At 65.7% G+C, this 23,655-nt stretch carries 22 protein-coding genes; 19 read left to right on the top strand and 3 right to left on the bottom strand.

All coding sequences use genetic code 11. From position 1 onward, the window contains the following. Positions 1-2: 2 nt before the first annotated feature. The 13 genes from ACEE23_RS01015 to ACEE23_RS00955 all read left to right on the top strand — a co-directional run bounded on the left by ACEE23_RS01015 (position 3) and on the right by ACEE23_RS00955 (position 15,697). Positions 3-830 carry an acyl-CoA thioesterase gene (locus ACEE23_RS01015; RefSeq protein WP_448871129.1) on the top strand — a complete coding sequence of 276 codons (828 nt, stop codon included), beginning with the start codon at positions 3-5 and terminating at the stop codon, positions 828-830. Positions 831-926: 96 nt separating this feature from the next. Further along, positions 927-1,679 (top strand): YebC/PmpR family DNA-binding transcriptional regulator, encoded by a 753-nt coding sequence (locus ACEE23_RS01010; RefSeq protein ID WP_448871131.1) that lies wholly within the window; start codon positions 927-929, stop codon positions 1,677-1,679. A 184-nt stretch (positions 1,680-1,863) separates the two neighbouring features. Beyond that, positions 1,864-2,448 carry a crossover junction endodeoxyribonuclease RuvC gene (gene ruvC, locus ACEE23_RS01005; RefSeq protein ID WP_368519229.1) on the top strand — a complete coding sequence of 195 codons (585 nt, stop codon included), beginning with the start codon at positions 1,864-1,866 and terminating at the stop codon, positions 2,446-2,448. A 78-nt stretch (positions 2,449-2,526) separates the two neighbouring features. Beyond that, entirely contained in the window at positions 2,527-3,144 is a 618-nt protein-coding gene (gene ruvA, locus ACEE23_RS01000; RefSeq protein ID WP_368533938.1) for a Holliday junction branch migration protein RuvA, read from the top strand. 43 nt (positions 3,145-3,187) lie between these two features. Beyond that, positions 3,188-4,285 (top strand): Holliday junction branch migration DNA helicase RuvB, encoded by a 1,098-nt coding sequence (gene ruvB, locus ACEE23_RS00995; RefSeq protein WP_368533939.1) that lies wholly within the window; start codon positions 3,188-3,190, stop codon positions 4,283-4,285. Between the two features lie 66 nt (positions 4,286-4,351). After that, positions 4,352-4,699: a preprotein translocase subunit YajC gene (gene yajC, locus ACEE23_RS00990; protein WP_368533940.1), complete on the top strand. Its 348-nt coding sequence runs from the start codon at positions 4,352-4,354 to the stop codon at positions 4,697-4,699. A gap of 323 nt (positions 4,700-5,022) precedes the next feature. Next, complete coding sequence (gene secD, locus ACEE23_RS00985; protein ID WP_448871242.1) at positions 5,023-6,864, top strand: protein translocase subunit SecD; 1,842 nt, start codon at positions 5,023-5,025, stop codon at positions 6,862-6,864. After that, positions 6,864-8,030 carry a protein translocase subunit SecF gene (gene secF / locus ACEE23_RS00980; protein ID WP_448871134.1) on the top strand — a complete coding sequence of 389 codons (1,167 nt, stop codon included), beginning with the start codon at positions 6,864-6,866 and terminating at the stop codon, positions 8,028-8,030. Before secD ends, secF begins: the two co-directional genes overlap by 1 nt. 94 nt (positions 8,031-8,124) lie before the next feature. Beyond that, positions 8,125-9,777 (top strand): ABC transporter substrate-binding protein, encoded by a 1,653-nt coding sequence (locus ACEE23_RS00975; protein WP_368533942.1) that lies wholly within the window; start codon positions 8,125-8,127, stop codon positions 9,775-9,777. After that, positions 9,778-10,329 carry an adenine phosphoribosyltransferase gene (locus ACEE23_RS00970; RefSeq protein ID WP_368519235.1) on the top strand — a complete coding sequence of 184 codons (552 nt, stop codon included), beginning with the start codon at positions 9,778-9,780 and terminating at the stop codon, positions 10,327-10,329. A 47-nt stretch (positions 10,330-10,376) separates the two neighbouring features. Beyond that, complete coding sequence (locus ACEE23_RS00965) at positions 10,377-12,671, top strand: RelA/SpoT family protein (RefSeq protein WP_448871136.1); 2,295 nt, start codon at positions 10,377-10,379, stop codon at positions 12,669-12,671. Between the two features lie 226 nt (positions 12,672-12,897). Next, a complete protein-coding gene (locus ACEE23_RS00960) occupies positions 12,898-14,994 on the top strand; it encodes a bifunctional metallophosphatase/5'-nucleotidase (protein ID WP_448871138.1) in 2,097 nt (698 codons plus the stop codon). Positions 14,995-15,142: 148 nt separating this feature from the next. Next, complete coding sequence (locus ACEE23_RS00955; protein ID WP_448871140.1) at positions 15,143-15,697, top strand: DUF421 domain-containing protein; 555 nt, start codon at positions 15,143-15,145, stop codon at positions 15,695-15,697. A gap of 129 nt (positions 15,698-15,826) precedes the next feature. Here the strand turns inward: ACEE23_RS00955 and ACEE23_RS00950 are convergent, their stop codons facing one another. Next, complete coding sequence (locus ACEE23_RS00950) at positions 15,827-16,174, bottom strand: hypothetical protein (RefSeq protein ID WP_368534553.1); 348 nt, start codon at positions 16,172-16,174, stop codon at positions 15,827-15,829. A gap of 343 nt (positions 16,175-16,517) precedes the next feature. Continuing rightward, complete coding sequence (locus ACEE23_RS00945) at positions 16,518-17,381, bottom strand: peptidylprolyl isomerase (RefSeq protein WP_448871142.1); 864 nt, start codon at positions 17,379-17,381, stop codon at positions 16,518-16,520. Between the two features lie 190 nt (positions 17,382-17,571). Between ACEE23_RS00945 and tpx the strand changes: the two genes are divergently transcribed. From tpx to hisS, 3 genes are all read left to right on the top strand, one after another. Further along, positions 17,572-18,069 carry a thiol peroxidase gene (gene tpx, locus ACEE23_RS00940; RefSeq protein WP_368534551.1) on the top strand — a complete coding sequence of 166 codons (498 nt, stop codon included), beginning with the start codon at positions 17,572-17,574 and terminating at the stop codon, positions 18,067-18,069. 160 nt (positions 18,070-18,229) lie between these two features. Then, positions 18,230-18,877, top strand: coding sequence for an MBL fold metallo-hydrolase (locus ACEE23_RS00935; RefSeq protein WP_448871144.1), 648 nt, complete (start codon positions 18,230-18,232; stop codon positions 18,875-18,877). After that, positions 18,878-20,164, top strand: coding sequence for a histidine--tRNA ligase (gene hisS / locus ACEE23_RS00930; RefSeq protein WP_368519243.1), 1,287 nt, complete (start codon positions 18,878-18,880; stop codon positions 20,162-20,164). On the opposite strand, the gene ACEE23_RS00925 is transcribed toward hisS, so the two are convergent. Then, entirely contained in the window at positions 20,151-20,729 is a 579-nt protein-coding gene (locus ACEE23_RS00925; RefSeq protein WP_368519244.1) for a TetR/AcrR family transcriptional regulator, read from the bottom strand. The genes hisS and ACEE23_RS00925 overlap by 14 nt on opposite strands. 136 nt (positions 20,730-20,865) lie before the next feature. Between ACEE23_RS00925 and ACEE23_RS00920 the strand changes: the two genes are divergently transcribed. From ACEE23_RS00920 to ACEE23_RS00910, 3 genes are read left to right on the top strand one after another with little or no spacing between them, the layout of a single operon-like run. After that, positions 20,866-21,624: a hypothetical protein gene (locus ACEE23_RS00920; protein WP_368521205.1), complete on the top strand. Its 759-nt coding sequence runs from the start codon at positions 20,866-20,868 to the stop codon at positions 21,622-21,624. Further along, on the top strand, positions 21,621-22,118 hold the full coding sequence (locus ACEE23_RS00915) for a YhgE/Pip family protein (RefSeq protein ID WP_448871147.1): 498 nt from the start codon (positions 21,621-21,623) through the stop codon (positions 22,116-22,118). Before ACEE23_RS00920 ends, ACEE23_RS00915 begins: the two co-directional genes overlap by 4 nt. Next, positions 22,115-23,638 (top strand): YhgE/Pip family protein, encoded by a 1,524-nt coding sequence (locus ACEE23_RS00910; RefSeq protein ID WP_448871149.1) that lies wholly within the window; start codon positions 22,115-22,117, stop codon positions 23,636-23,638. The genes ACEE23_RS00915 and ACEE23_RS00910 overlap by 4 nt, the downstream gene beginning before the upstream one ends. The last annotated feature ends 17 nt before the right edge of the window (positions 23,639-23,655 follow it).

Here is a 23,655-nt window from a genome sequence, read left to right as displayed (position 1 = left end):
GGGTGTCGTTTCGGCAGGTAATTGAGATGTCCGACCTGGGGGATAGGCGCTACCGCGGGCCCGGGGTGCCCTCGGAGATGAAGCGCACCTTCGGCGGGCAGGTCGTCGGCCAGGCGCTGCAGGCGGCGCAGCAGACCGTGGAAGGCAAGACGGCGAACTCGCTGCACGCGTATTTCGTCGGCGGCGGACTGTCTGCCGAGCCCATCGATTTCACCGTGCACACCATCCGGGACGGGCGCACCTTCAGCCACCGCCGGGTCACCGGCTGGCAGGGGGATAAGGAGATCGTGGAGATGCTGGTCAGCTTCCGCCGCCCCGGCGACCAGGGCCCGGAGCACGCCGCGCAGCTGCCGGACGTGCCGGGCCCGGAGGAGTGCCGCGCGAGCGCGGAGGATTGGCCGTCGTCCTCGCGCATCGTGTTGGGCGAGTGGAGCGACTGGGACGTGCTCATGGTCCCTGACGAGCACGACAATTCCCGCCACGCCCAGGACAAATACGGCGCCGGCGCGCGGCACATCTGGTTCCGCTACAACGCCGGGCTGGGCGACGACCCGGCCCTGAATCAGGTCGCGCTGTCCTACCTGTCGGATATGACCCTGCTGAACTCGACGCTGATTTCCCACCCCGAGGCCCGCGTGCAGATGGCCAGCCTCGACCACAGCCTCTGGTTCTTCGACGAGATCCGCGTCGACGAGTGGTTGCTCTACGAGCAGGACTCGCCGTTCGCCGGCGGCGGGCGCGGTTTCGCCCAGGGGCGGGTCTACCGCCAAGACGGGGCGCTGGTGGCCCAAGTGAGCCAGGAGGGGCTCATCCGTTGGCTGAAGGAATGACCGACTTGGGCCGCGTGTGCGGGGTCTTAGTGAGACGCGGCGACCGCGGCACGTATAATCGCGTTAGTTAAAACCAACTAGGAAGGGGCACACCTTATGTCCGGCCACTCTAAATGGGCGACGACCAAGCATAAAAAAGCTGCCAACGACGCCAAGCGCGGCAAGGAATTTGCCAAGCTGATTAAGAACATCGAGGTGGCGGCGCGGACCGGCGGCGGCGATCCCGCGGCCAACCCGACGCTGGACGACATGATCAAGAAGGCCAAGAAGGCCTCCGTTCCCAACGACAACATCGAGCGCGCCCGCAAGCGCGGCTCCGGCGAGGAAGCCGGCGGCGCCGACTGGGAAAACATCATGTACGAAGGCTACGGCCCCAACGGCGTGGCCATGCTCATCGAGTGCCTGACCGATAACCGCAACCGCGCGGCTACCGAGGTGCGCACCGCCATGACCAAGAACGGCGGCAACCTGGGCGAGTCCGGCTCCGTGTCTTATATGTTCTCCCGCGTCGGCGTCGTCGTCGTCCAGAAGGGCGAGCTGGCCGAGGACGACCTGCTGCTGGCCGTGCTCGAGGCCGGCGCCGAAGAAGTCAACGACCGCGGCGAGCAGTTCGAGATCACCTGCCAGCCCGCCGACGTGCGCGCGGTGCGCACCGCCCTGGAAGAGGCGGAGATCTCCGTCGAGGACTCCGACACCGACTTCCGCCCGTCCGTCGAGGTTCCGCTCGGCGCTGACGATGCCAAGAAGATCTTCCGCCTCGTCGACGCTCTGGAAGACTCCGACGACGTGCAGAACGTCTACACCAACATGGATCTTAGCTACGAGGTCCTGGCCGAGCTCGAGGACTAATCAGCCGGCCCAGGTCTTAAGAACCTGATAATGGGGCAGTCGGGGCGAGTATTTCTTGCCGCGGCTGCCCTTGGTCGTGTCTGCCCGGCTCTTAACAACCGCGGCACCCAGGCTGGCCTGCCTGCCACGGCGCGTGTAGGATGCGTGATAAGGTACTAGAACATATGTGTGACGGAGGTGACCGGTGAACCTGGAGGGCTTGCGCGTCATGGGCATCGACCCGGGCCTTACGCGCTGCGGCCTGTCGGTCGTACAGGCGGGCCGGGGCCGTGCCGTCATCCCCATCTCCGTCGGCGTGGTGCGCACGCCCGCGGACAAGGATCTCACCGAGCGCCTGCTGCGCCTGTCCAAGGCCGTGGCCGAGTGGATGGACGAGTACCAGCCGGACGTGGTGGCCATCGAGCGCGTCTTCGAACGCGGCAACGTCTCCACGGTCATGCAGACCGCTCACGCCGTCGGGGTCTTGGTGCTCGCCGCGGCCGAACGCGGCCTGGACGTGCACATGTACACCCCCTCGGAGGTCAAGAAGGCCGTTTCCGGCAACGGCCGCGCCGACAAGAAGCAGATGACCGCCATGATCACCCGTATCCTGGGGCTGAGCGAGCCACCCAAGCCGGCCGATGCCGCCGACGCGCTAGCACTCGCCGTCAGCCACTGCTGGCGCGCTCCGGCCCTGGCCCGCGCCGAGCAGGTGCGGGAGAGGACCCAGGCCCAGCGGCAAGCCCAACAGCAAGCCCTGGCGCGCGCCCGCTCCACCCAGTCCGGCTAGGCGGCAGGCCTAGCACCACGTCGCCCGAAACCTAAAAAACCTAGAACTCTACCCCCGGGAAGAAAGGACAACCCCGCCATGATCGCATCGCTGCGCGGAGAGGTTATCTCCATCGCGCTGGACCACGCCGTCATCGAATGCCAGGGCGTGGGCTACCTCGTGCACGCGGCCCCGCCCACCCTCGGCCGGCTGACCCGCGGGGAAGAGGCCTTCGTGCTGACCTCCATGGTGGTCAAGGAAGACTCCATGACCCTCTACGGCTTCGGCACCGCCGAGGACCGGGAGATGTTCCACCTGCTGCAGTCCGTCTCGGGGCTCGGCCCGAAGCTGGCGCTGGCCGCACTGTCGGTGCTGGAGGCCAACGAGCTGGCGCAGGCGATTAGCCAGTCGGACGCCAAGCGCCTGCAGACCATCCCGGGCGTGGGCAAGCGCATGGCGGAGCGGCTAGCGCTCGAGCTCAAGGACAAGGTGGCAGGCTTCGCCGGGGCCGGCGCGGCCGCGGGCGAGGGCGCAGCCGCCGGCGGGGTCCCCGCGGCCAGCGAGCCGGTCGTCCAGCAGGTCACCGAGGCGCTGGTGGGCCTGGGCTTTACCGAAAAGGCCGCGGCCGGGGCCGTCGAGGCGATCGTCGCCGAGCAGCCCGATGCCGCCACGCCGGTGGTCCTGCGTAGCGCGCTGGCCCGGCTGGGCAAGAAATAAGTAGGCGCACGCCAGGGGTTCACGACGGGTAGGGTGTTAGGACATGTCAGATATTGAGCGCACCGAGTTTCAGCTGCCAGACGGGCTAGAAGCCGCCCGGCAGGGCAGCGCGCAGGCGGCGGAGCGCCGCAACGACGACGTCGACGGGCACGCGCAGCAGGGCGAGCGCGACATCGAGCGCTCCCTGCGCCCGAAGAGCCTGGACGAGTTCATCGGGCAACCGAAGGTCCGCGAGCAGCTCTCGCTGGTGCTGCAGGGCGCGAAGAAGCGCGGCGTGACCCCGGACCACGTGCTGCTGTCCGGCCCGCCCGGGCTGGGCAAGACCACCATGGCCATGATCGTCGCCCAGGAGCTGGGCACCAGCCTGCGGATGACCTCGGGCCCGGCGCTGGAGCGCGCCGGCGATCTGGCCGCCATGCTCTCCAACCTCATGGAGGGCGACGTGCTCTTTATCGACGAGATTCACCGCATCGCGCGCCCGGCCGAGGAAATGCTGTACATGGCCATGGAGGACTTCCGGATCGACGTCATCGTGGGCAAGGGCCCGGGTGCGACCTCCATCCCACTGGAGATCCCGCCGTTTACCCTGGTGGGTGCGACCACCCGCGCCGGCATGCTGACCGGCCCGCTGCGGGACCGCTTCGGGTTTACCGCGCAGATGGAGTTCTACGACACCGCGGATCTGACCCGGGTTATCAAGCGCGCCGCGCAGATCCTCGACGTGGACATCACGCGGGAGGCCGCCGTGGAAATCGGCTCGCGCTCGCGGGGTACCCCGCGTATCGCCAACCGCCTGCTGCGCCGCGTGCGCGACTACGCCGAGGTCAACGGCGACGGCGAGATCGATCTGGCGGCCGCGCAGGGGGCCTTGGCCGTCTTCGACGTGGATGAGATGGGCCTGGACCGCCTGGACCGGGCGGTCCTGCACGCGCTCATCGAAGGCCACAACGGCGGGCCCGTCGGCGTGAACACCTTGGCCATCGCCGTGGGGGAGGAGCCCTCCACCGTCGAGGAGGTCTGCGAGCCCTACCTCGTGCGCGCCGGCATGATCGCGCGCACCGGGCGCGGGCGCGTGGCCACGGCGGCGGCCTGGCAGCACCTGGGGCTGACCCCGCCCGACGGGGCGATTGGCCTGTTTTAATAGATTCTTACTGCCAAACGGCGTTTGATTAACAGTTAAACTGAAATTTCTGGCACACTGGACGGTATGGAACTAGTACTATTTATCGTCCTCGTTGTCCTTCTAGTCCTGCCTACCTTCTTCGCAATGCGCAAGCAGCGCCAGCGCCAGAAGGAAGTTGCCGCCTTCCAGGCCTCGCTGACCCCGGGTAAGCGCGTCGTGACCGCCGGCGGCATCCACGGCACCGTGACCGCGGTGCGCGAAGGGGATATCGACCTGGAGGTCGCCCGCGGCATGATCATCACCGTCGACAAGATGGGCATCCTGCGCGCGGCCAACACCGCCCCGAACGTGGTGGGTGATGCCCCGGCCGATCCGCAGCAGACCGACTTCCACCCCGACGACAACCCGCGCAACCCGGACGAGCGGAACTAGGTCAAGCGGACCCGCCCGTCCTGGATTCCACTCACCGCCCGCCTTGGGCGTGCCGAGCGCACGCCACCGGCAGGCGGATTTTTTCTATTTTCCCCGCACTGTGATCGTTGTCATGGTCACACTATGCGCTTTTCTGGCTCCCTGTTGAGGTTTTGCCAGCGATATGACGTACCATGATGGATCGTGTTCGCTCCTTTCACCGTTAAAGGTAGCGATTTTTACTTAGCCCTGTAACTTGCAATGCACAGGAGATTGTATTCGTGTCCGCTCCTCACAAAGGCGCCATCAACAACGCCAGTAGGAAATGGCCGAAGCGCGCCATCATGCTCTTCGTCGTCATCCTGCTGGCGGTGTGGGCGCTCGTATTCTTTACTGGCGATCGCACCGCCAGCACCAAACTCGGCATCGACCTGCAGGGTGGTACCCGCGTCACGCTGGTCCCGCAGGGCGAAGAACCGACCCAGGACCAGCTGCAACAGGCTCGCGAGATCCTGGAACAGCGCGTCAACGGCATGGGCGTGTCCGGATCCGAGGTAGTCATCAACGGCAACACCCTGGTCATTACCGTCCCGGGCGAGGACACCCAGGAAGCGCAGTCGGTGGGCCAGACCTCGCAGCTGCTCTTCCGCCCGGTGGCCGAACAGCCCACCCCGGACATGACCAAGCTGCTGCCGGAGATGGAAGACATGGCCAACCGCTGGGTCAAGTACGGCGTCTTGAGCAAGGATGAGGCGAACCAGTCCCTGAAGCGCGTGACCGACGCCATCAACCAGGCTAACGAGCAGGCCGAGGGCCAGGGCTCGAACAACACCAAGGTGGATGAGAAGAAGGTCAGCGCCGAGCCGCTGCCGGAGCCGGAGAACTCCCTGGAGCAGGCGGAGCGCCGCGAAGAGATGACCGACATGCTGCTCAAGGACCGCCAGTCGGAGGACCCGACCACGCTGTCCGCGGCCTCGGCTCTGATGACCTGCACCCAGGACACGGATCCCCTGGCGGGCGCGGACGATCCCGCCAAGCCGCTGGTGACCTGTGACTACTCGCAGGGCATGCCGTACATCCTGGACCCGGCCCCGCTGCTGGACGGCGTCGAGGATCCGAACGGCACCCGCCTGACCGGCTCGGAAATCGACACGGATTCCCCGATCGACGGCGGCCTCAACCCGGACACCGGCCAGATGCAGATCAGCTTCTCCTTCCAGACCGGCGACGGCCCGAACGGCTCGGCCACCTGGGCCAAGCTGACCGAGGAGTACCTTCAGAAGCAGATCGCCATCACCCTGGACTCCGGGGTCATCTCCGCGCCGCAGATTCAGGGCGCGACCCCGTACGGCTCGGCCACCTCGATTACCGGTGACTTCAGCCAGGAAGAGGCGCAGTCGTTGGCCAACAACCTGCGCTACGGCGCGCTGCCGCTGTCGTTTGTCGGCGAAAACGGCGAGCCGGGCGGCACCACCGAGACGGTCCCGCCGTCGCTGGGCCACGCCGCCCTGCAGGCCGGCCTCATCGCCGGCCTGGTCGGCCTGATTCTGGTTCTGGCCTACTCGATCTACTACTACCGCGCCTTCGCCTTCGTCTCCTTCCTGACGCTGGTCGGCGCCATGGCCCTGACCTACGGCTCCCTGGTGCTGCTGGGCCGCTGGGTCGGCTACTCGCTGGACCTGTCCGGCATCGCCGGCCTGATCATCGGTGTCGGCGCCATGGCCGACTCCTTCGTGGTCTACTACGAACGCATCAAGGACGAGATCCTGGAAGGCCGCACCTTCCGATCTGCGACCACCAAGGCCTGGGAGCGGGCGCGCACCACCATCGTGACCGGTAACGCCGTCACGCTGATCGGCTCCGTGGTCGTCTACTTCCTGGCCATCGGCGAGGTCAAGGGCTTCGCCTTCACCCTGGGCCTGACCACCGTCTTCGACCTGGTCGTCTCCTTCCTCATCACCGCGCCGCTGATGATGCTGGCCGCCCGCAAGCCGGTCTTCGCCAAGCCGTCCATGAACGGCCTCGGCGGCATCTTCGCACTGGCCGAAGAAAACCGGGCGAAGGGCCACTATGGTAAGACGCATCCGCGCGGCGACCAGGCCGCGGACGCTCAAGACACGAAGCCTGAGCACACCGAGCGCACCGTACGCAGCAAGCGCAACGAGCAGGGCGAGGAGAACAACTAATGGCTAAGAACAAGATTTCCCGGTTGGATCGCCTCTACTCCGACGAGGGCGGCATCGACTTCATCGGCCGGACGAAGCTGTGGTACTCGATCACCATCGGCCTGCTGGTCGTGTCCATCGCCGCTATCCTCATCCGCGGCTTCAGCCTCTCGCTGGACTTCGAGGGCGGCACCACCGTGACCATGCCGGCCGCGGACCTGGTGGAAGAGGAGGTCGGCCAGACCTTCGAGGAAGCCACCGGCGTAGAACCCGAGCAGGTCCAGATCGTCGGCTCCGGCGCCTCCGAGACGCTGGAGATCACCTCCGAGCGCCTGAGCCAGGAGCAGGTCGACAACGCCCGGCAGGCCATCTACGAGGAGTACCAGCCGGAAAACGCCGAGGGCGAGGCCACCCCGGACGCCATCGGTACCTCCACCGTTTCTGAGTCCTGGGGCTCCTCGATTACCGAGCGCATGATCATCGCGATGGTGGTCTTCCTCATCGCGGCGACCGTCTACGTTGCCATCCGCCTGCAGCGCACCATGGCGTTCGCGGCCATCCTCGCGCTGATTGTCGACGGCGTCATCATCGCCGGCATCTACGCCCTGTTCGGGCTCGAGGTTTCCCCGGCCGTCATCATCGGTCTGCTGACCGTGCTGACCTTCTCCATCTACGACTCCGTGATCGTCTTCGACAAGGTCAACGAGAACACCCAGGGCATTTTGGGGCAGCGCAAACACACCTACGGCGAACAGGCCAACCTGGCCATCAACCAGACCGTGATGCGTTCTATCTCCACCTCGGTGATTTCCGCCCTGCCGATTATCGCCCTCTTCGTGGTCGCGGTCTGGCTGATGGGCATCGGCACGCTCAAGGACCTGGCACTGATCCAGCTCATCGGCGTTATCGAGGGCATCTTCTCCTCTCTGTTCCTGGCCACCCCGCTGCTGGTCAGCATGGTCAACCGGAAGAAGGAATTCCGCCGCCACAACGGCGAGGTGGAGCGCTACCGTTCGGGCGAGGCTGACGAGGAGCTCGACCCCGAGGAAAGCGGCGCGAAGCGCACCGTGGCCTCTCCGGTGACGGCGTCGGCTAACGACGACATCGCCGAATCCAGCGACGACCACGGCCCGCGCCCCGGCGAGGGCACTACCGGCTCCGGCGCCACCTGGCGCCCGGGACAGTAGCCCGGCCTAGGTAGTTCACGGTCAGTTTCTCTCCCCGGGGCCTTTGACCCCCGGGGTTTTGCAATCGGTAGTCTCAGGTAGGAGTTAGCCCGAAATGGGAAGTGGAGTCAACAAGAATCCAACGCGGTGGCGTCTGGCAGCTGCGGGCCTGGCCGCCAGCCTGGCGCTGGGCCTGGCAGCCTGCGGGCAGGGGGAGGAGCCGGCCGAGGAGGAAGGCACCGCCTCCAGCGACCATTTCGGCTACCAGACCTCCTCGGAGCTGGTGACCACCAACGCCGGCACCGCCTTCGGCTCCGCCGGCAGCGTGGCGCAGCTGTCCAGCCGCCTGTACCCGGCCGCCTTCGTGCCGGGCCCGCGCGGGCAGATGATCCCGAACACGGACCTGGTCCAGGCCCAGGAGCTCAACCCCGGCTCCGAGGACGAGTCCAAGTCGGTGCTCTACACGCTCAGCGACGACGCGAAATTCTCCGACGGCCAGCCGGTGACCTGCGTGGACTACCTGCTGGCGTATACGGCCGGCACCATGCAGGAAACCTTCGGCTCCCACATGCCGCTGGCCCAGGACATCCAGCAGTTCAAGTGCGCACCGGAGAACAAGGTCTTCGAGGTCGTCTTCGCCCCGGGCACCGGCCAGCGCTGGCGCGGGCTGTTCGGACCGGGCACGGTGATGCCGGCCCACGCTATCGCCAAGAAGCTGGGCATGGATTCCCAGGAGCTGACCAACGCCTTGTACTCGCAGGATCCCACGGTGCTGGAGGAGGTCGCGCGCATCTGGCGCTTCGACTTCCAGTTGGCCGAGTTCGATCCGGAACTGCAGGTCTCCTTTGGCCCGTATGTCATCGACCACGTGGGCGAGAGCGGGGAAGTGGTCCTGGAACGCAACCCGCACTTCTTCGGCAACGAGGCCGAGATCGCCCCGGTGACCGTCTGGCCCGCGGACGCGGATTCCGGCGCGCTGAAGGACGCCGGGACCCTTGGCGTGGTTGACTCCCGCGCGGCGAACCCTGCCTGGCTGGACCGCGACGCGGCCGATAACCCTTATGAGATTGAGCCGGTCGTCGGCGATCTGACCGAGTCGCTGGTCCTGTCGGAGTACGGCTTGTTCGCGCAGGAGGAGCCGCGGCGGGCCTTCTCCGAGTGCATCGACCAGGCCGCGCTCGCCAAGCTCAGCTCCGCCGAGTCCGGCGTGGAGGTCCCGCCGGTCTACCAGCACGTCCTGCGGCACAACGACCCCATCGGCAAGTACCTGAAGCGGGCCGTCGAGCCGCACGTGGGCACCGACAACGCCATCGCCCAGACGCTGAGCGGGCAGACCATCCGCATCGGCTACCTGGGCCCCAACGACCGCTATGCGGCCATGGTGGAAAAGATCTCGGAGACCTGCCAGCCGGCCGGGATCACGGTCGAGGACGTGAGCGCGGAGAACACCTCGCAGTACATGCTCAACCCGGATCCGGAAACGGGCCTGCCCGCCATCGACGCCTTCCTGGGGCCTATCGATCCGCTCACCGAATTCTCGACCGCGGAGCCGCGGATTTCGAATGTGGAAGAGCTCAACAAGGCCGAGGCCGAGCAGTGGCAGACGGTGCGGACCATCCCGCTGGCTGCGCAACCGAAGACCTTCGTGGTCCGCAACGATGTCAAACACGTGGTACCGTACACTGGGCTGGCGGGAATCGGTTGGAATATGGACAGGTGGGCGCTGATCCCCGAAGGCGCCACTGAATCGAAATCGAAGGATAATTAAGTGAGTTCTCAGTACTCCAACGCTAATGAAGCCCTACAAGACAAGATCCGTTACGTCCAGGACTTCCCGGAGCCGGGTGTTCTCTTCGAGGACCTGACCCCGGTGCTGGCCGACGCGGACGCCTTCAGCGTCGTGGTTGATGGCCTGGCGAAGGCCTGCGAGGACCTGGGCGCGGAGATGATCGGCGGGCTGGACGCCCGCGGTTTCTTGCTGGGGTCTGCGGTCGCCTACAAGATGGGCGTGGGGATCCTGGCCATCCGCAAGGCGGGCAAGCTGCCGCCGCCGGTCCTGCACACCGAATACGAGCTGGAATACGGCACCGCGGCCCTGGAGATCCCCGCCAACGGCGCGGAGCTTAAGGGCAAGAAGATCGCCCTGGTCGACGACGTCCTGGCCACCGGCGGCACCCTGTTTGGTGCCCGCCAGCTGCTCGAACAGGCCGGCGCCGAGGTAGTCGGCAACGTCGTGGTCATCGAGGTCGAGGGCCTGGGCGGGCGTGAGCGACTAGCGGGTACGCCTTTGGTGGTCTTACGCACACCTGAGGAGAATTAAGCGCTAGACTGAACTAATTAGTAGTTTAGTTCGGAAAGGGGCGCGTAATGACTCACGATAGACCGGCGAAACGCCCCGCTGGGTCTAGCATGCGCAGCATGTCCGCCCGCCTGGCTCGTTCCCTGACGGGTGGGCGGACCAAGGTCAATCCGGTCTTGGAGCCTTTGCTGTCCATCCACCGCGAATTCCATCCGCGGGCAGACGTGGAGCTGCTGAACAACGCCTACGAAACCGCCGAGCGCCTGCACGAGGGCGTGATGCGCAAGTCGGGGGATCCGTACATCACGCACCCGCTGGCGGTCGCCACCATCGCCGCGGAGATCGGCATGGACACCACCACGGTGGCCGCGGCCCTCCTGCACGACACGGTGGAGGACACCGATTATTCCCTCGAGGACCTGACTGGCGATTTCGGCCCCGAGGTCGCGCGGCTCGTCGACGGCGTGACGAAGCTGGACAAGGTGGCGCTGGGTGCTGCCGCCGAGGCTGAGACCATCCGCAAGATGATCGTGGCCATGGCCCAGGATCCGCGCGTGCTGGTCATCAAGGTCGCTGACCGCCTGCACAACATGCGAACCATGCGCTTCCTGCCGCCGGAAAAGCAGGCGAAGAAGGCCCGCCAGACCCTCGACGTGATTGCCCCGCTGGCGCACCGCCTGGGCATGGCCAGCGTCAAGTGGGAGCTCGAGGACCTGGCTTTTGCCATCCTGTACCCGAAGAAGTACGACGAGATCGTGCGCATGGTCGCCGCCCGCGCCCCCTCGCGCGACCGCGCCCTGAAGCAGATCAAGGAAGAGGTCGGCGCCGCCCTCAAGGAGAACGGCATCCAGGCTGAGGTGATGGGCCGGCCGAAGCACTACTGGTCGATCTATCAGAAGATGATCGTGCGCAGCCGCGACTTCGACGAGATCTTCGACCTGGTGGGCATCCGCATCCTGGTCGAGGACATCAACAGTTGTTACGCCGCCATCGGCGTGGTCCACGCCCTCTACTCGGCGCTTCCCGGCCGGTTCAAGGACTATATCTCCTCGCCGCGCTTCGGCGTCTACCAGTCGCTGCACACCACGGTGCTAGCCGACGGTGGCTCCTCCCTGGAGGTGCAGGTGCGCACCCACGAGATGCATTACAACGCCGAATTCGGCGTGGCCGCGCACTGGCGCTACAAGGAGACCAAGGGCAAAAACTCTGGCCACCAGGAAGAGGTCGACCAGATGGCGTGGATGCGCCAGCTGCTCGACTGGCAGAAGGAAGCCGCTGATCCGAACGACTTCCTGGACTCCCTGCGTTACGACCTGTCGGCCAAGCAGATCTTCGCGTTCACCCCGAAAGGTGACGTCATCAACCTGCCGGCCGGCTCCACGCCGGTCGACTTCGCCTACGCGGTCCACACGGAGGTTGGCCACCGCTGTATCGGCGCGAAGGTCAACGGCAAGCTGGTGGCGCTGGAATCGACGCTGAAATCCGGCGACAAGGTGGAGATCTTTACCTCCAAGGACACTAACGCCGGCCCGTCGCGCGACTGGCAGGAGTTCTTGGTCTCGCCGCGCGCGAAGGCGAAGGTGCGCCAGTGGTTCGCCAAGGAGCGCCGCGAAGAACACCTCGAAGCCGGCCGCGACGCCCTAGCCACGGAGGTCCAGCGCGGCGGCCTGCCGCTCTACCGACTGTTTACGGCCAGCTCGATGAAGCAGGTGGCCAAGCAGCTGCACTACCCGGACGTGGACTCGCTGTATACGGCCATCGGCTCGGGCAATGTCTCCGCCCAGCACGTGGCCAACCAGCTGACCTCCCTGTTCGGCGACCGCGACGACGCGGTCGAGGCCCTGGCCGATCGCACCCCGCTGTCGGCGCTGGAGAATTCCCGCACCAAGGAAACCGAAGATTCCTCCTCGGGCACCGGCATCCTGGTCGAGGGCAGCCCGGACGTGATGGCGAAGATGGCCAAGTGCTGCCAGCCGGTCCCGGGCGACGAGATCTTCGGCTTTGTCACCCGCGGCGGCGGGGTCTCCGTGCACCGCGTGGATTGCACCAACGCGGAGAAGCTGCGCAGCCAGCCGGAGCGCATGATGGACGTCTCCTGGGCCAGCGGCAATTCCGCCTCCGGCGCCTTCGCGGCCACGCTGCAGCTGGAGGCCCTGGACCGCCAGGGCCTGCTGTTTGAAATCACGCGGATCTTCAGCGATCAGAACCTCAACGTGCTGTCGATGACCTCGAACCGCGGCGACGATCACATCGCGACGCTGAAGTTCACCTTCTCGGTCTCCGACACCAAGCAGCTGGGCCAGCTGATGACCACGCTGCGCAACACCGAGGGCGTCTTCGACGTCTACCGCGTCACCGCTTAACCCCGCGGGACCGCGAATCCTCGGCGCCAGCGACGGAGGAACGAGCGGCAGGGGAGAGCGCAGTGCCCCCGTCCGGTGACCGGCAGGTGAACTCTGCGCCGCGGGCAGGTTAACACCGCAGGGGAAGCCGCGACCTACCGCCGGGAGCGCTGCGGGGGCTTGGTCACGGGTTTATAAAGGGACTTGTCTCTAAGTCCCTTTTCCCAAGTCTCGTAGGAGAACTCCCATGAGTAACTTCCGTCGCATTGGCCGCCTCGTGGCGGCTACCACCGTCACTGCCGTCGCCCTGCAGGGCGCTCCGGCCGCCTTCGCCGAGGACAAGGTCAGCTTCTCGGTCTCCAACTTCACCGACTTCCACGGCCACCTGGAAGAAGCGGATCCGGAACTGGGTGCCGCTAAGCTGATGAGCCTGGTCGAGCAGGTCAACCAGGACCAGAACTACGATCTGACCACCTCGGGCGATAACGTCGGCGGTTCCGCGTTCGTCTCCGCCATCACCGACGACGAGTACACCCTGCAGGTTCTTAACGCCATGGGGGTCGAGGCCAGCGCCGTGGGCAACCACGAATTCGATCAGGGCTTTGATGACCTGACGGGCCGCATCATCCCGAAGTCCGACTACCCGGTGCTGGGCGCCAACGTCCTCAAGGACGGCCAGCCGGCGATGGAAGCGTCCCACGTTTCTGAAATTGACGGCGTCAAGGTCGGCTACGTGGGCACCGTGACTCAGCTGACCGCTGAGAAGGTCGCCCCGAGCGCCATCGAGGGCATCACCTTCACCGACCCGGTCGAGGCCACCAACAAGGAGGCCACCCGCCTGAAGGAGTCGGGCGAGGCCGACGTCGTCGTGGCGCTGATGCACGAGGACGCGGAGCAGTACGCCGAGGGCTTCAACAACGACGTCGACGTCCTCTTCGGCGGCGATTCCCACGTGCGCTCCCAGGGCACCGTCGAGCGCGAGGGCGCGCTGCCGCTGCACTGGGCCCAGGGCCACGAGTACGGCAAGGTGCTCAACGACGTGGACTTCACCTACGACAAGACCGCCGGCGAGCTCACCGACGTGGAACTGACCCAGTACGACTACACGGATGCGGCAGCCCTGGAGCCGCACGCGGAGATCGCGGGCCTGGTGGCGGAGGCCAAGGACAAGGCCGCTGAGAAGGGCGCCGAGGAAGCCGGTGAGACCCCGCAGGCCATGTTCCGCGGCTCCGACGAGGGCAAGGAGCCGGGCTCCAACCGCGGCGTCGAGTCCACCCTGAACAACTTCATCGCTGAGGGCCAGCGCGTGAGCATGTCCAAGCAGGTCGACAAGGACATCGACCTGGGCCTGATGAACGCCGGCGGCGTGCGCGCCGACCTCAAGGGCGGCAAGGTGACCTACCAGGACATCTTCGAGGTCCAGCCGTTTGGCAACTCCATCGCCTACGGCACCATCACCGGCCAGGACCTGGTCGATGCCCTGGAGAACCAGTGGCAGCCGGGCAACTCCCGCCCGCGCCTGGCGCTGGGCCTGTCGGAGAACGTCTCCGTGGCCTACGACCCGCAGGCGGAGCAGGGCCAGCGCGTCCAGTCGGTCATCATCAACGGCGAGCCGCTCGACCTGGGCAAGAACTACACCGTGGCCCTGTCGACCTTCCTGGCCGGCGGCGGCGACGGCTTCTTCGCTGAGGATCAGGTCAAGGACATTGTGGATGTGGGCTACATGGACACCCAGGCGATGATCGATTACATCGCCAGCGGCGAGGCCGACGTCCGCACCGGCCAGGGCCAGGTCGGCGTGCACCTGTCCGGCGAGCCGAAGGCCGGGGAGAAGCTGACTGTGGAGCTTTCCTCCCTCAACTACACCAGCGAGGGCGAGCCGATGGCCAAGACCGCCACCGTCTCCCTGGGTGAGGCCAGCGCCGAGGCCGAGATCGACAACGCCCGCCAGGACGGCGACGACCAGATGGGTGAGCGCGGCCGCGCCACCGTCGAGCTGACCGTCCCGGAGGACCTCTCCGGCGAGCAGGAGCTCAAGGTCACCACCGACCAGGGCACCGAGGTCATCATCCCGGTCACCGTCACTGCCGCCGACGGCAATGGCAACGGTGGCGATGACAACGACGACGACACCGACGACAGCGACAACGGCTCCAGCCTGAGCTCCACCTCCAGCCTGAGCTCCGGTTCCAGCGACTCGCTGCTGTCCTCGGTCGGCATTGGCGCGGGCGTTATCGTCGCTCTCGTCGCCGGCCTGATGGGCGCGGTCGGCACCGGCATCATCACCCTGCCGGCCCCGGTCCGCAAGATGATTGAGGGCCTGCGCAAGCAGTTCGGCCTCTAAGACCACCCACCGCGCGGCCCAAACGCTTGCGCAACCACGACAACAAGGCCCTGGGGATTACCCCAGGGCCTTCGTTCGCCCTACCGCAGCCAAGCAATAACCACCAGCGTTCCCATAGCCGTACCTATCAGGGACTAAGCTAGGGCACGTGAGTTGGCAGCAAATTCTTCTGGACGAGGCCTACTACCAGCTGGGGCTGGAGTGGCACCGCATCCCGATCGTCATCCTGGCCTCCATCGGCATCTACCTGGCCTTCATGCTCTTGGTGAAGGTCTTTGGCTCCCGCGTGCTGACCTCCATGACTGCTTCCGATGCTGTCATTATCATCATGTTCGGCGCCGTCGCCGGCCGCGTCATCGTCGGCGTGCCCCCGTCACTGGCCGCCGGCGTCCTAGGCCTAGCCACGCTCATGGGGCTGGAGGCCGCCTTCGGTGTGCTGCGCAACGCTGTGGGCTGGTCCCGGTTCATCGACCGCAAGCCCATCCTCATCATGCACCACGGGGAGAAGGTCGAGGCCAACGCCGATTTCGCCCACGTCAGCGACACCGACATCTACTCGGCCATCCGCAAGGCCGGCCTCGGCAGCACGCAGGAAGTCCAAGCCATGATCCTGGAGCCCACCGGCCAAATCGCCGTCATCCAAGAAGGCAAGACCATGGACCCAGACGTCTTCCGCGACGTCAAGGGCCTCGGCCAAGACTAAGCTCCAAAACAGATCAGCAAAGCCGAAAGCCGAACACACAACCGGATCCCGAACCAAGGCATAAAAAATACCCCGTGGATAAAACCACGGGGTATAAAGCGTGCTAGCTAGCAGCTAGTACAAGCCGAATTACTTCTGGCCCGGCAGGTCGATGTACTTGCTGAAGAAAGCGAACAGGGAGCCCAGCACACCGATGATGGCGCTGGCGACGCCGACCCAAGCCTTGACTTCCTCAGCGATCTTCTTGGTGTCCTTCTTCTCGCCGTTCTCGCCCTCGCTGGAGGACAGGTCAGAGATGGAGGAAGAACCGTTGTCGTTCTGGTCCTTGTCGTCCTTCGGAGCCTCGGGGGTCGAGGTGGCGGCGGTGGAGGTCTCACCGGCGCCGGACTCTTCAGCGGTGGCAACGTTGACGCCAGCGAAGGAAACGGCGATGGCGGTTGCACCAGCAACCAGGGACTTACGGGAGAAAAGCTTCATTATCAAAATCCTTAGATTCCGTGGAGTACTTGCAGACGCTACAAATAGTAGCGATACGGGCAGGGGTTTGCAAGACCTGTCTAAGGAAACTGCCAAATCGGACCGTAATCGTAGAGTTCTTAGTGAATCTAGAATCGCAGGTAAACAAAGGGTTAACTGGTAATGCCTAAAGAAAAACTAAGAATCTACTGAGTGTGGGTAACCTAAGTTGGAGGGGTCTATGGGGGCTGCTTGGCGGGGGTGGTGCGGATACGGGAAAGCCCCGGCACGGCGCGAGGGTGCGCGGGTGCCGGGGCTTGGCGTTTAGAAAGGTGGCCTGGGGGCTTCACCTCCTGAGTATTCGTTAGGACTCGACGGAGACCTTGTCGATCTTGACCTCTTCGGCGGGCTTGCCGTCGGGCTGGCCGCCTTCGACGCCCTTTTCGGCGATCTTGTCGAGGGTTTCCTGGCCCTTGTCGGTCAGCTTGCCGAAGTAGGTGTAGTCCGGTGCCAGCTGCGAGTCGGCGTAGTTGACGAAGAACTGGGAGCCGTTGGTGTCCTTGCCGGAGTTAGCCATGGCGATGGATCCCTTCGGGTAGGTCACCGGCTGGCCGGCCTCGGCATCTTCCTCGGTCGGGTACTCGTTGGCGAAGCTGAAGCCCGGGCCGCCGGAACCGGTGCCGGTCGGGTCGCCGCACTGCAGGACGTTCAGGCCGCCGGAGGTCATGCGGTGGCAGACGCTGCCGTCGTAGTAGCCCTCATCGGCCAGGTGGGTGATGGCGTTGACGGTACAGGGGGCCACGGAGCGGTCGAGCTCCATTTCCATGTCGCCCTGGTTGGTAGCGAAGTTAACCTTCACGGTGCCCTTGGTGGAGATGTCGTCGCCGTTCGGGACGGTAGCGCCGTTGGAATCCTGGCCTTGCGTTTCCGGGTACTCGCAGGTGACGGTTTCCGGGAGTGCCTGGGCGCGCTTGCCGGTCAGCGCGACGGCCTCCGGCTGCTCCTCGGACTCGGTAGTCTCTGTAGTGTTCTGGTCCTCCGCGGTGATTTCCTCGTCGGAGCTATCGCGGGAGGCCATGAACCAGACGCCGCCGACGAGGGCGACGATGGCGAGCAGGGCGATCAAAGCCACGCCGATGGGGCGGGTCTTGGTCTTGCGCTCGCGGGACTTGAGCTCACGGTTGAGGTTGGCCAAGGCCTCCTCGCTGCGCTTCTTGTTATCAGGCACTGTAGTTTTCCTCGTTACACAGTAGGCAGAATGAACACTTCTTCCGGTCCGGGACGCTTTCGGCGCGGCCCGAACCAACTGGCACACAATCCTATCGCGTCGCCCGTCCTAGGTGGGGGATTAGGCCGGGGACTGTGTGGCTTTAGCAGGACCGTGGCAGGCATTAGGCAGTGTGGGTATCCTCGGGGCCATGGCAAACGTTAACTTTGATGGAAATGCAACGACGACCACCGGTGAGCTGCCCGCAGTAGGCGAGCAGATTCCGGACTTCACCCTGGTCGGTACCGACTTGAAGGAAATTACCGCGCAGGACTTCGCCGGCAAGCGCCTGGTTATCTCCATCTTCCCGTCGCTGGACACCGACGTCTGTGCGGCCCAGCTGCGTAACTTCAACGAGAAGGCCGCCGGCCTGGACAACACCGTGGTGCTGTCCGTCTCCCGCGACCTGCCCTTCGCGCAGGCCCGTTTCTGCTCCACCGAGGGCATCGAGAACGTCGTCAGCGGCTCCGACTTCCGCACCGACTTCGGCGAGAAGTTCGGCGTGGCCCTGGAAGGCTCCCCGCTTAAGGGCCTGCTGTCGCGCTCCGTGGTCGTCACCGATGCCGACCACAAGGTCGTCTACACCGAGCTGGTGGACGAAATCACCACCGAGCCCGACTACGACGCCGCCCTGGCCGCCCTGAAGTAGTCCGCGCTCGCGCGCTTCAACGCCGTCGTCCTGCACTTGCGGGGCGGCGGCTTTTCCTATTGCGGTTCGTCAGGTTGTTGTTGAATGGGGCGTGGCGGCCGGTGGTGGCGGAGGAGAGCGGTCGTAGTCGCTGCGGGGCCGAGTCACTATTCTGGAGGGCATGCAGTATTACGGTTTCACCGCGGGTCCCTACAAGACGAATTGCTACCTGGTCACGCACGAGGACAAGGCATTCGTCATCGACCCCGGTATGCACGCGCTGGATCGCGTGGAAGGATTGCTGAACGAACACCAGGTCACCCTGGAAGCGGTGGTGCTCACCCACGGGCATATCGACCACACGCGCAACGCCGGAGACCTGGCCCAAAAGCACAACTGCCCGGTCTATATTCACGCTGAAGACGAGTCCATGCTGGCAGACGGCTCGGGCGTATCCGAGGAATCCAAGGTGCTTTTCGACGCCGCCCACATGGTCCCGATTACTGATGTACGCCACCTGCGTGACGGGGAGGACCTCGAGCTGATTGGCCTGAAGTTTGCCATCCGCCACGCGCCGGGGCACTCGCCGGGCAGCGTCCTGCTGGTCAACGAGGAGGTGGCGTTTACCGGTGACGTGCTCTTCCGTGGCTCCATCGGGCGCACGGACCTGCCGCATTCGGATCCGGCGGCCATGGACGCCTCCCTGCGTGGGCCCGTGTGGAACCTGGCCGATAACCTGGCGGTCCTGCCGGGCCACGGGATGACCTCGACCATGCGGCAGGAGCGGGGGGCCAATCCCTTTTTGCTCAAGGTCGGACGGGTAATGTAGATGAGCGTGAGTGACAAGAAGAAGCAGTTTAAGCCCCTGTCCGCCCCGAAGGGAGTGCCGGACTACCTGCCGCCGGAGTCCGCCACCTTCTACAAGGTCCGCCAGACCATGGTCGAGCAGGCCCATCTGGCCGGATTCCAGCACATTGAGCTGCCCGTCTTCGAAGACACCTCCCTGTTCGCCCGCGGCGTGGGCGAGTCGACCGACGTGGTCTCCAAGGAGATGTACACGTTTGCCGATCGCGGCGACCGCTCGGTGACGCTGCGCCCGGAGGGCACTGCCGGCGTGATGCGCTCGGTGATCCAGCACAACCTGGACCGCGGCCAGCTGCCGGTCAAGCTGAACTACTACGGCCCCTTCTTCCGCTACGAGCGCCCGCAGGCCGGCCGTTACCGCCAGCTGCAGCAGGTTGGCGTCGAGGCCATCGGCGTGGACGACCCGGCCTTGGACGCCGAGGTTATCGCCCTGGCAGACCGCTCCTACCGCGCGCTGGGCCTGAGCGGCTTCCGCCTGGAGCTGACCAGCCTGGGCGATCACACCTGCCGCCCGCAGTACCGAGACAAGCTGCAGGAATTCCTGTTCAAGCTGGACCTGGACGAAGAGACCCGCCACCGTGCGCAGATCAACCCGCTGCGCGTGCTGGACGATAAGCGCCCGGAAATCCAGGAGGCCACCGCGGACGCCCCGCTCATGCTGGATTACCTGAGCGACGAGTGCCGGGAGCACTTCGAGACCGTCAGGGGCCTGCTCGAGGACATGGAGGTCCCGTACACCATCAACCCGCGGATGGTGCGCGGCCTCGACTACTACACCAAGACCACCTTCGAGTTCGTCCACGACGGCCTGGGCGCCCAGTCCGGCATCGGCGGCGGCGGCCGCTACGACGGGCTGATGGCCCAGCTGGGTGGCCAGGATCTCTCCGGTATCGGCTACGGCCTGGGCGTGGACCGCGCGGTGCTGGCACTCGAGGCGGAGGGCATTACCCTCGACGGCACCGAGCGCCGCGTTGACGTCTACGGCGTCGCGCTGGGTACTGAGGCCAAGCAGAAGATGGCGCGGCTGGTTAACGATCTGCGCGCCCGCGGGATTTCGGCCGACATGGCCTACGGCGACCGCGGCCTGAAGGGCGCTATGAAGGGTGCGGACCGCGCCGGCGCCCGCCTGGCGCTGGTGCTGGGCGAGAACGAGCTCGCCGCCGGCACCGTGGCGGTCAAGGACCTGGCCGCCCACGAACAGCAGGAGGTCTCGCTCGACCAGGTCGTCGAGACCATCGCTAGTCGGGTCTAATCCCGACCCGGATACCGGCGAGGTAGATCCGAACCATCGCGTTGTCGAGGTCGGACTCGGCCTCGCCTAGGTCGATGTCGCGCGGCCGCTGGAGTGCCAGCAGGCCGGCGATGAACTCGAGGTGCGTGACCCCGGGGCCAACGTGTCCCAGGGCGCGCGTCTTTTCTATGAAACGGGCACCGTTGTCCATCAGCTCGTTCTGCAAGGCCTTCTGCTCCGGGGGCAGAGAATCCAGGTTGGACGGCAGGAAATTCGGGATAAGCACGCCCAGCCCCAGCGAGAGCAACTGGCGGGCGTATTCACACACGGTCTCACCCGCGGACTCAGGTGCCGAGTCCAAACGCTCCAGCAACGTGTTCTGGGTATCGATGAAGCGTTGGGCGTACGTGCTCACGTATTCGTCGATGAGCGCCTGCCGATCGGGGAAGTTGCGGTAGAGCGTGGCGATGCCGACGCCGGCGTGCGCGGCGATCTTTTCCAAGCTGACGTTGTTGCCGTGCGCACGAAACAGCTCGAGGGCTGCGGTGATTATGGCTTGGCGGCGGCGGGCGGCATCGGCGCGCATGACGCTTCCTTTCGCGGGTTAGTTGACATTGTCGGCGGCGAGGGTTCAGTATATTTACGTTAACTGATAGTACACCCTCCGCTTTAGGTATTAACCATTTTTGAAGGGTGCTTTTTAAGTCGGAGTAACCGCCACCATGACACAAGCTTACCTGTGCAGCACCCATAACCTGGTGCTGAGCACCGGCTTTGCGGTACCGGACTTCCACCTTGTCGAAGGCCTCAACCTGCTGCACGTCAGCCGGGAGGCCTCCGCCACCGTGCTAGGCCTGACCCTTGCCGGTCGGATGAAGAAGAAAGGCGGCGAGGTGCGCTGGACCCCGTCGCAAGCCGGGCAGTACGAGGATGGCGGCGCGCACGCCGCCGGGGTAGAGCTTCCCGCCCGCAAGCTATTTTCCGACATCGCTTATGCCGGCACCCCGGAGATCGACGGCCTGGAGCGCCTCGTCCCGGTGCGGGCCGTGGTGCGCGAGCAGCTGGCCTGGACCAGCCCGTGGTACCGGCTCACGCCCCGCAAGATTATGTCCAACGAGCGCGTCCAGGACGCCTTTAGCGCGCTGGAGATCGACCTCGACGAGGAGGCCTGCCGGAAGACCAAGGTGGGCGAACTCGACGTTCTCACCCGCTTAAAGCTGCGCGTAGCACTTGCGCTTATCTCCCGGCCCGAGGCGGTGGCGCTGGTCATCGACGACGTGGACCAGCTGCGCTCCTGGCGCCTGCGCGAGGACTTCCTTGCCACCGTGCGCCGCCTGGCGGACCGCCTGCCGGTGGTCTGCATTAGCGCGAACGCGGATACCTCCGGCTTCGCCGACCACGAAGTGCGCATCCACGATTCGGAGATGGCTATGGCTGAGTCTCCGACTGGGAACGCGGATGGGGAAGGAGAGCAGGCATGAACCTGACACACCTAGGCACTGAGATCCGCCGCTTCGGACACGGCAAGCTGCCGCCGCTGGCCTTCGTGGTCACTATCCTGCTGCCGTTGCTCTTCGGCGGCCTCTTCGTCTGGTCCTACTGGGACCCGTTCGGCAAGGTCAACGAGCTGCCGGTCGCCTTCGTCAACTCCGACAAGGGCGCCGACGCCGACGGCGAGCACCTAGACGCCGGCCAGCAGATCACCGACCGGCTGGCCGAGTCCGGCCAACTCAACCTGGACGTCGTGGACGCGGATACCGCCCGTGACGGGGTCCGCAGCGGCGAGTACTACTTCGCCATGGAACTGCCGGAGGATTTCTCCGAGTCGGTGCTCTCCGTCCGTGGGGATAACCCGCGGCGGGCGAGCCTGAACGCCACGTTCAACAACGACAACGGGCAGATCGCGCAGACCCTGGGCAACCAAGTGGTCTCCACGGTGCTGGGACGATCAACGAGGAGCTGGGCACCCGCGTGACCGACAACCTCCTGGTCGGCTTCAACACCATCGGGGACGGGGTGAACCAGGCCGCCGACGGCGCGAACGAGCTCTCCGACGGTGCCGGCAGTGCGGTTGACGCGTCGAAGAAGCTGGATTCCGGCGCCGGCGAGCTCCACGACGGCATCGTGACCGCGGACGAGGGCGCGAAGAAGCTCGAGTCCGGCGCCCAGGAGCTCGACCGGGGCCTGGGCACGGCAAGTAATGCGGCCGACCAGCTGGCCGGCGGGCTGGGGCAGCTCAACTCCGCCACGCAGCGCCTGGGTGAGGGCGCCAGCCAGGTCTCCGGCGGCGTGGATCAGATTTCCGGCATGGTCGGCCAGGCCGCCGACGCCCAGGCACAGCTGCTGGCGGGACTGGTTAACGTCTCCAGCCAGCTACGGGCCACCGGCCTGCCGCCGGCCCAGGACCTGGCCAACCAACTGGACGGGGTCATCGAGCAGGTGCGCACGCAGGCCCTCGGCCCGGACTCGCCGGTGCTCGGCGACGTGGAAAAGCTCAGCGGTGGCGCGCGGGAAATCGCTCGCCAGCTCACCGACCCGGCCAGCGAGTATTCGCAGGGCATGCAGCGCGCCTCCGACGGCTCTCAGCAGCTGGCGACGGGCCTGCACAAACTCAACGACGGCTCGAGCCAGCTCGTAGTCGTCACGCAGACGCTGAGCCAGGGCACCAGCAAACTCGTGGATGGCTCGCAACAGCTCTCAGTGGGCGCGAAGCAGCTAAGCGACGGGCTGGTCCAGCTCGACGAGGGCTCGGACACGCTCGCCCTGAAACTGTCTGAGGCCGGCGGCAAGGTTCCGCACTACGGCGACGACGAGCGCGCCGATTACGCCGGCGCCATGTCGAGCCCGGTGGAGCAGAACCAGCAGGGCGACGGCCTGGCCATCTTCGGTGAGGGGCTGGCCCCGATCTTCATCTCGCTGGGCCTGTTCATGGGCGCCACGGTCACCTTCATGGTGCTGCACCCGTTGCAGCGCCGCGCCATCGAGTCCGGCATGTCCCCGCTGCGCGTGGTGCTGGCGAGCTACCTGCCCGCGGCCATCGTCGGCGTCGCCCAGGCCACCGTCATGTTCTTGGTGCAGAAGCTTGCGCTGGGCCTCAACGCCAGCCACGATGTGGGCATGTGGCTGGCCATGTGCCTGACCGCGGTGACCTTCCAGGCCATCGCGCTGGGCATCAACGCCCTGCTGGGCGCTACCGTGGGCCGGGTTATCTGCATCTCCTTGATGTCGCTGCAGATCGTCTCCTCCGGCGGCCTGTACCCGCCGGAGACCCAGCCGGCCTTCCTGCAGTGGTTCCACAACTACGACCCGATGACGTACTCGACGAACCTCCTGCGGCAGATGATCTTCCACTACGACGCCGCCGATCCGCGCTTGCAACAGGGCGTCGGGGTCCTGGCGCTCATCTGGGTCATCTTCCTGGCCGTCGCCGTGGTGGGCGCCTGGCGCGGGCGCCACATCGCGATGAAGGACCTGCACCCGGAGGTGGCGGTCTAGGCGGGCCGGAGAGCCCA

This window comes from Corynebacterium sp. 32222D000AT, from assembly GCF_053546955.1.
This window is presented reverse-complemented; position numbering and strand designations above follow the sequence as displayed.

What these genes read in the sequence shown, in the direction of transcription:
- ACEE23_RS00915 (WP_448871147.1), top strand. Translation starts at nt 21,621, where the DNA reads ATGAACCTGACACACCTAGGCACTGAGATCCGCCGCTTCGGACACGGC.
- secF (WP_448871134.1), top strand. Translation starts at nt 6,864, where the DNA reads ATGGCTAAGAACAAGATTTCCCGGTTGGATCGCCTCTACTCCGACGAG.
- hisS (WP_368519243.1), top strand. Translation starts at nt 18,878, where the DNA reads ATGAGCGTGAGTGACAAGAAGAAGCAGTTTAAGCCCCTGTCCGCCCCG.
- ruvB (WP_368533939.1), top strand. Translation starts at nt 3,188, where the DNA reads ATGTCAGATATTGAGCGCACCGAGTTTCAGCTGCCAGACGGGCTAGAA.
- yajC (WP_368533940.1), top strand. Translation starts at nt 4,352, where the DNA reads ATGGAACTAGTACTATTTATCGTCCTCGTTGTCCTTCTAGTCCTGCCT.
- ACEE23_RS00925 (WP_368519244.1), bottom strand. Translation starts at nt 20,729, where the DNA reads ATGCGCGCCGATGCCGCCCGCCGCCGCCAAGCCATAATCACCGCAGCC.
- ACEE23_RS00965 (WP_448871136.1), top strand. Translation starts at nt 10,377, where the DNA reads ATGACTCACGATAGACCGGCGAAACGCCCCGCTGGGTCTAGCATGCGC.
- ACEE23_RS00960 (WP_448871138.1), top strand. Translation starts at nt 12,898, where the DNA reads ATGAGTAACTTCCGTCGCATTGGCCGCCTCGTGGCGGCTACCACCGTC.
- ACEE23_RS00920 (WP_368521205.1), top strand. Translation starts at nt 20,866, where the DNA reads ATGACACAAGCTTACCTGTGCAGCACCCATAACCTGGTGCTGAGCACC.
- ruvA (WP_368533938.1), top strand. Translation starts at nt 2,527, where the DNA reads ATGATCGCATCGCTGCGCGGAGAGGTTATCTCCATCGCGCTGGACCAC.
- tpx (WP_368534551.1), top strand. Translation starts at nt 17,572, where the DNA reads ATGGCAAACGTTAACTTTGATGGAAATGCAACGACGACCACCGGTGAG.
- ACEE23_RS00950 (WP_368534553.1), bottom strand. Translation starts at nt 16,174, where the DNA reads ATGAAGCTTTTCTCCCGTAAGTCCCTGGTTGCTGGTGCAACCGCCATC.
- ACEE23_RS01010 (WP_448871131.1), top strand. Translation starts at nt 927, where the DNA reads ATGTCCGGCCACTCTAAATGGGCGACGACCAAGCATAAAAAAGCTGCC.
- ACEE23_RS00935 (WP_448871144.1), top strand. Translation starts at nt 18,230, where the DNA reads ATGCAGTATTACGGTTTCACCGCGGGTCCCTACAAGACGAATTGCTAC.
- ACEE23_RS00975 (WP_368533942.1), top strand. Translation starts at nt 8,125, where the DNA reads ATGGGAAGTGGAGTCAACAAGAATCCAACGCGGTGGCGTCTGGCAGCT.
- secD (WP_448871242.1), top strand. Translation starts at nt 5,023, where the DNA reads ATGCTCTTCGTCGTCATCCTGCTGGCGGTGTGGGCGCTCGTATTCTTT.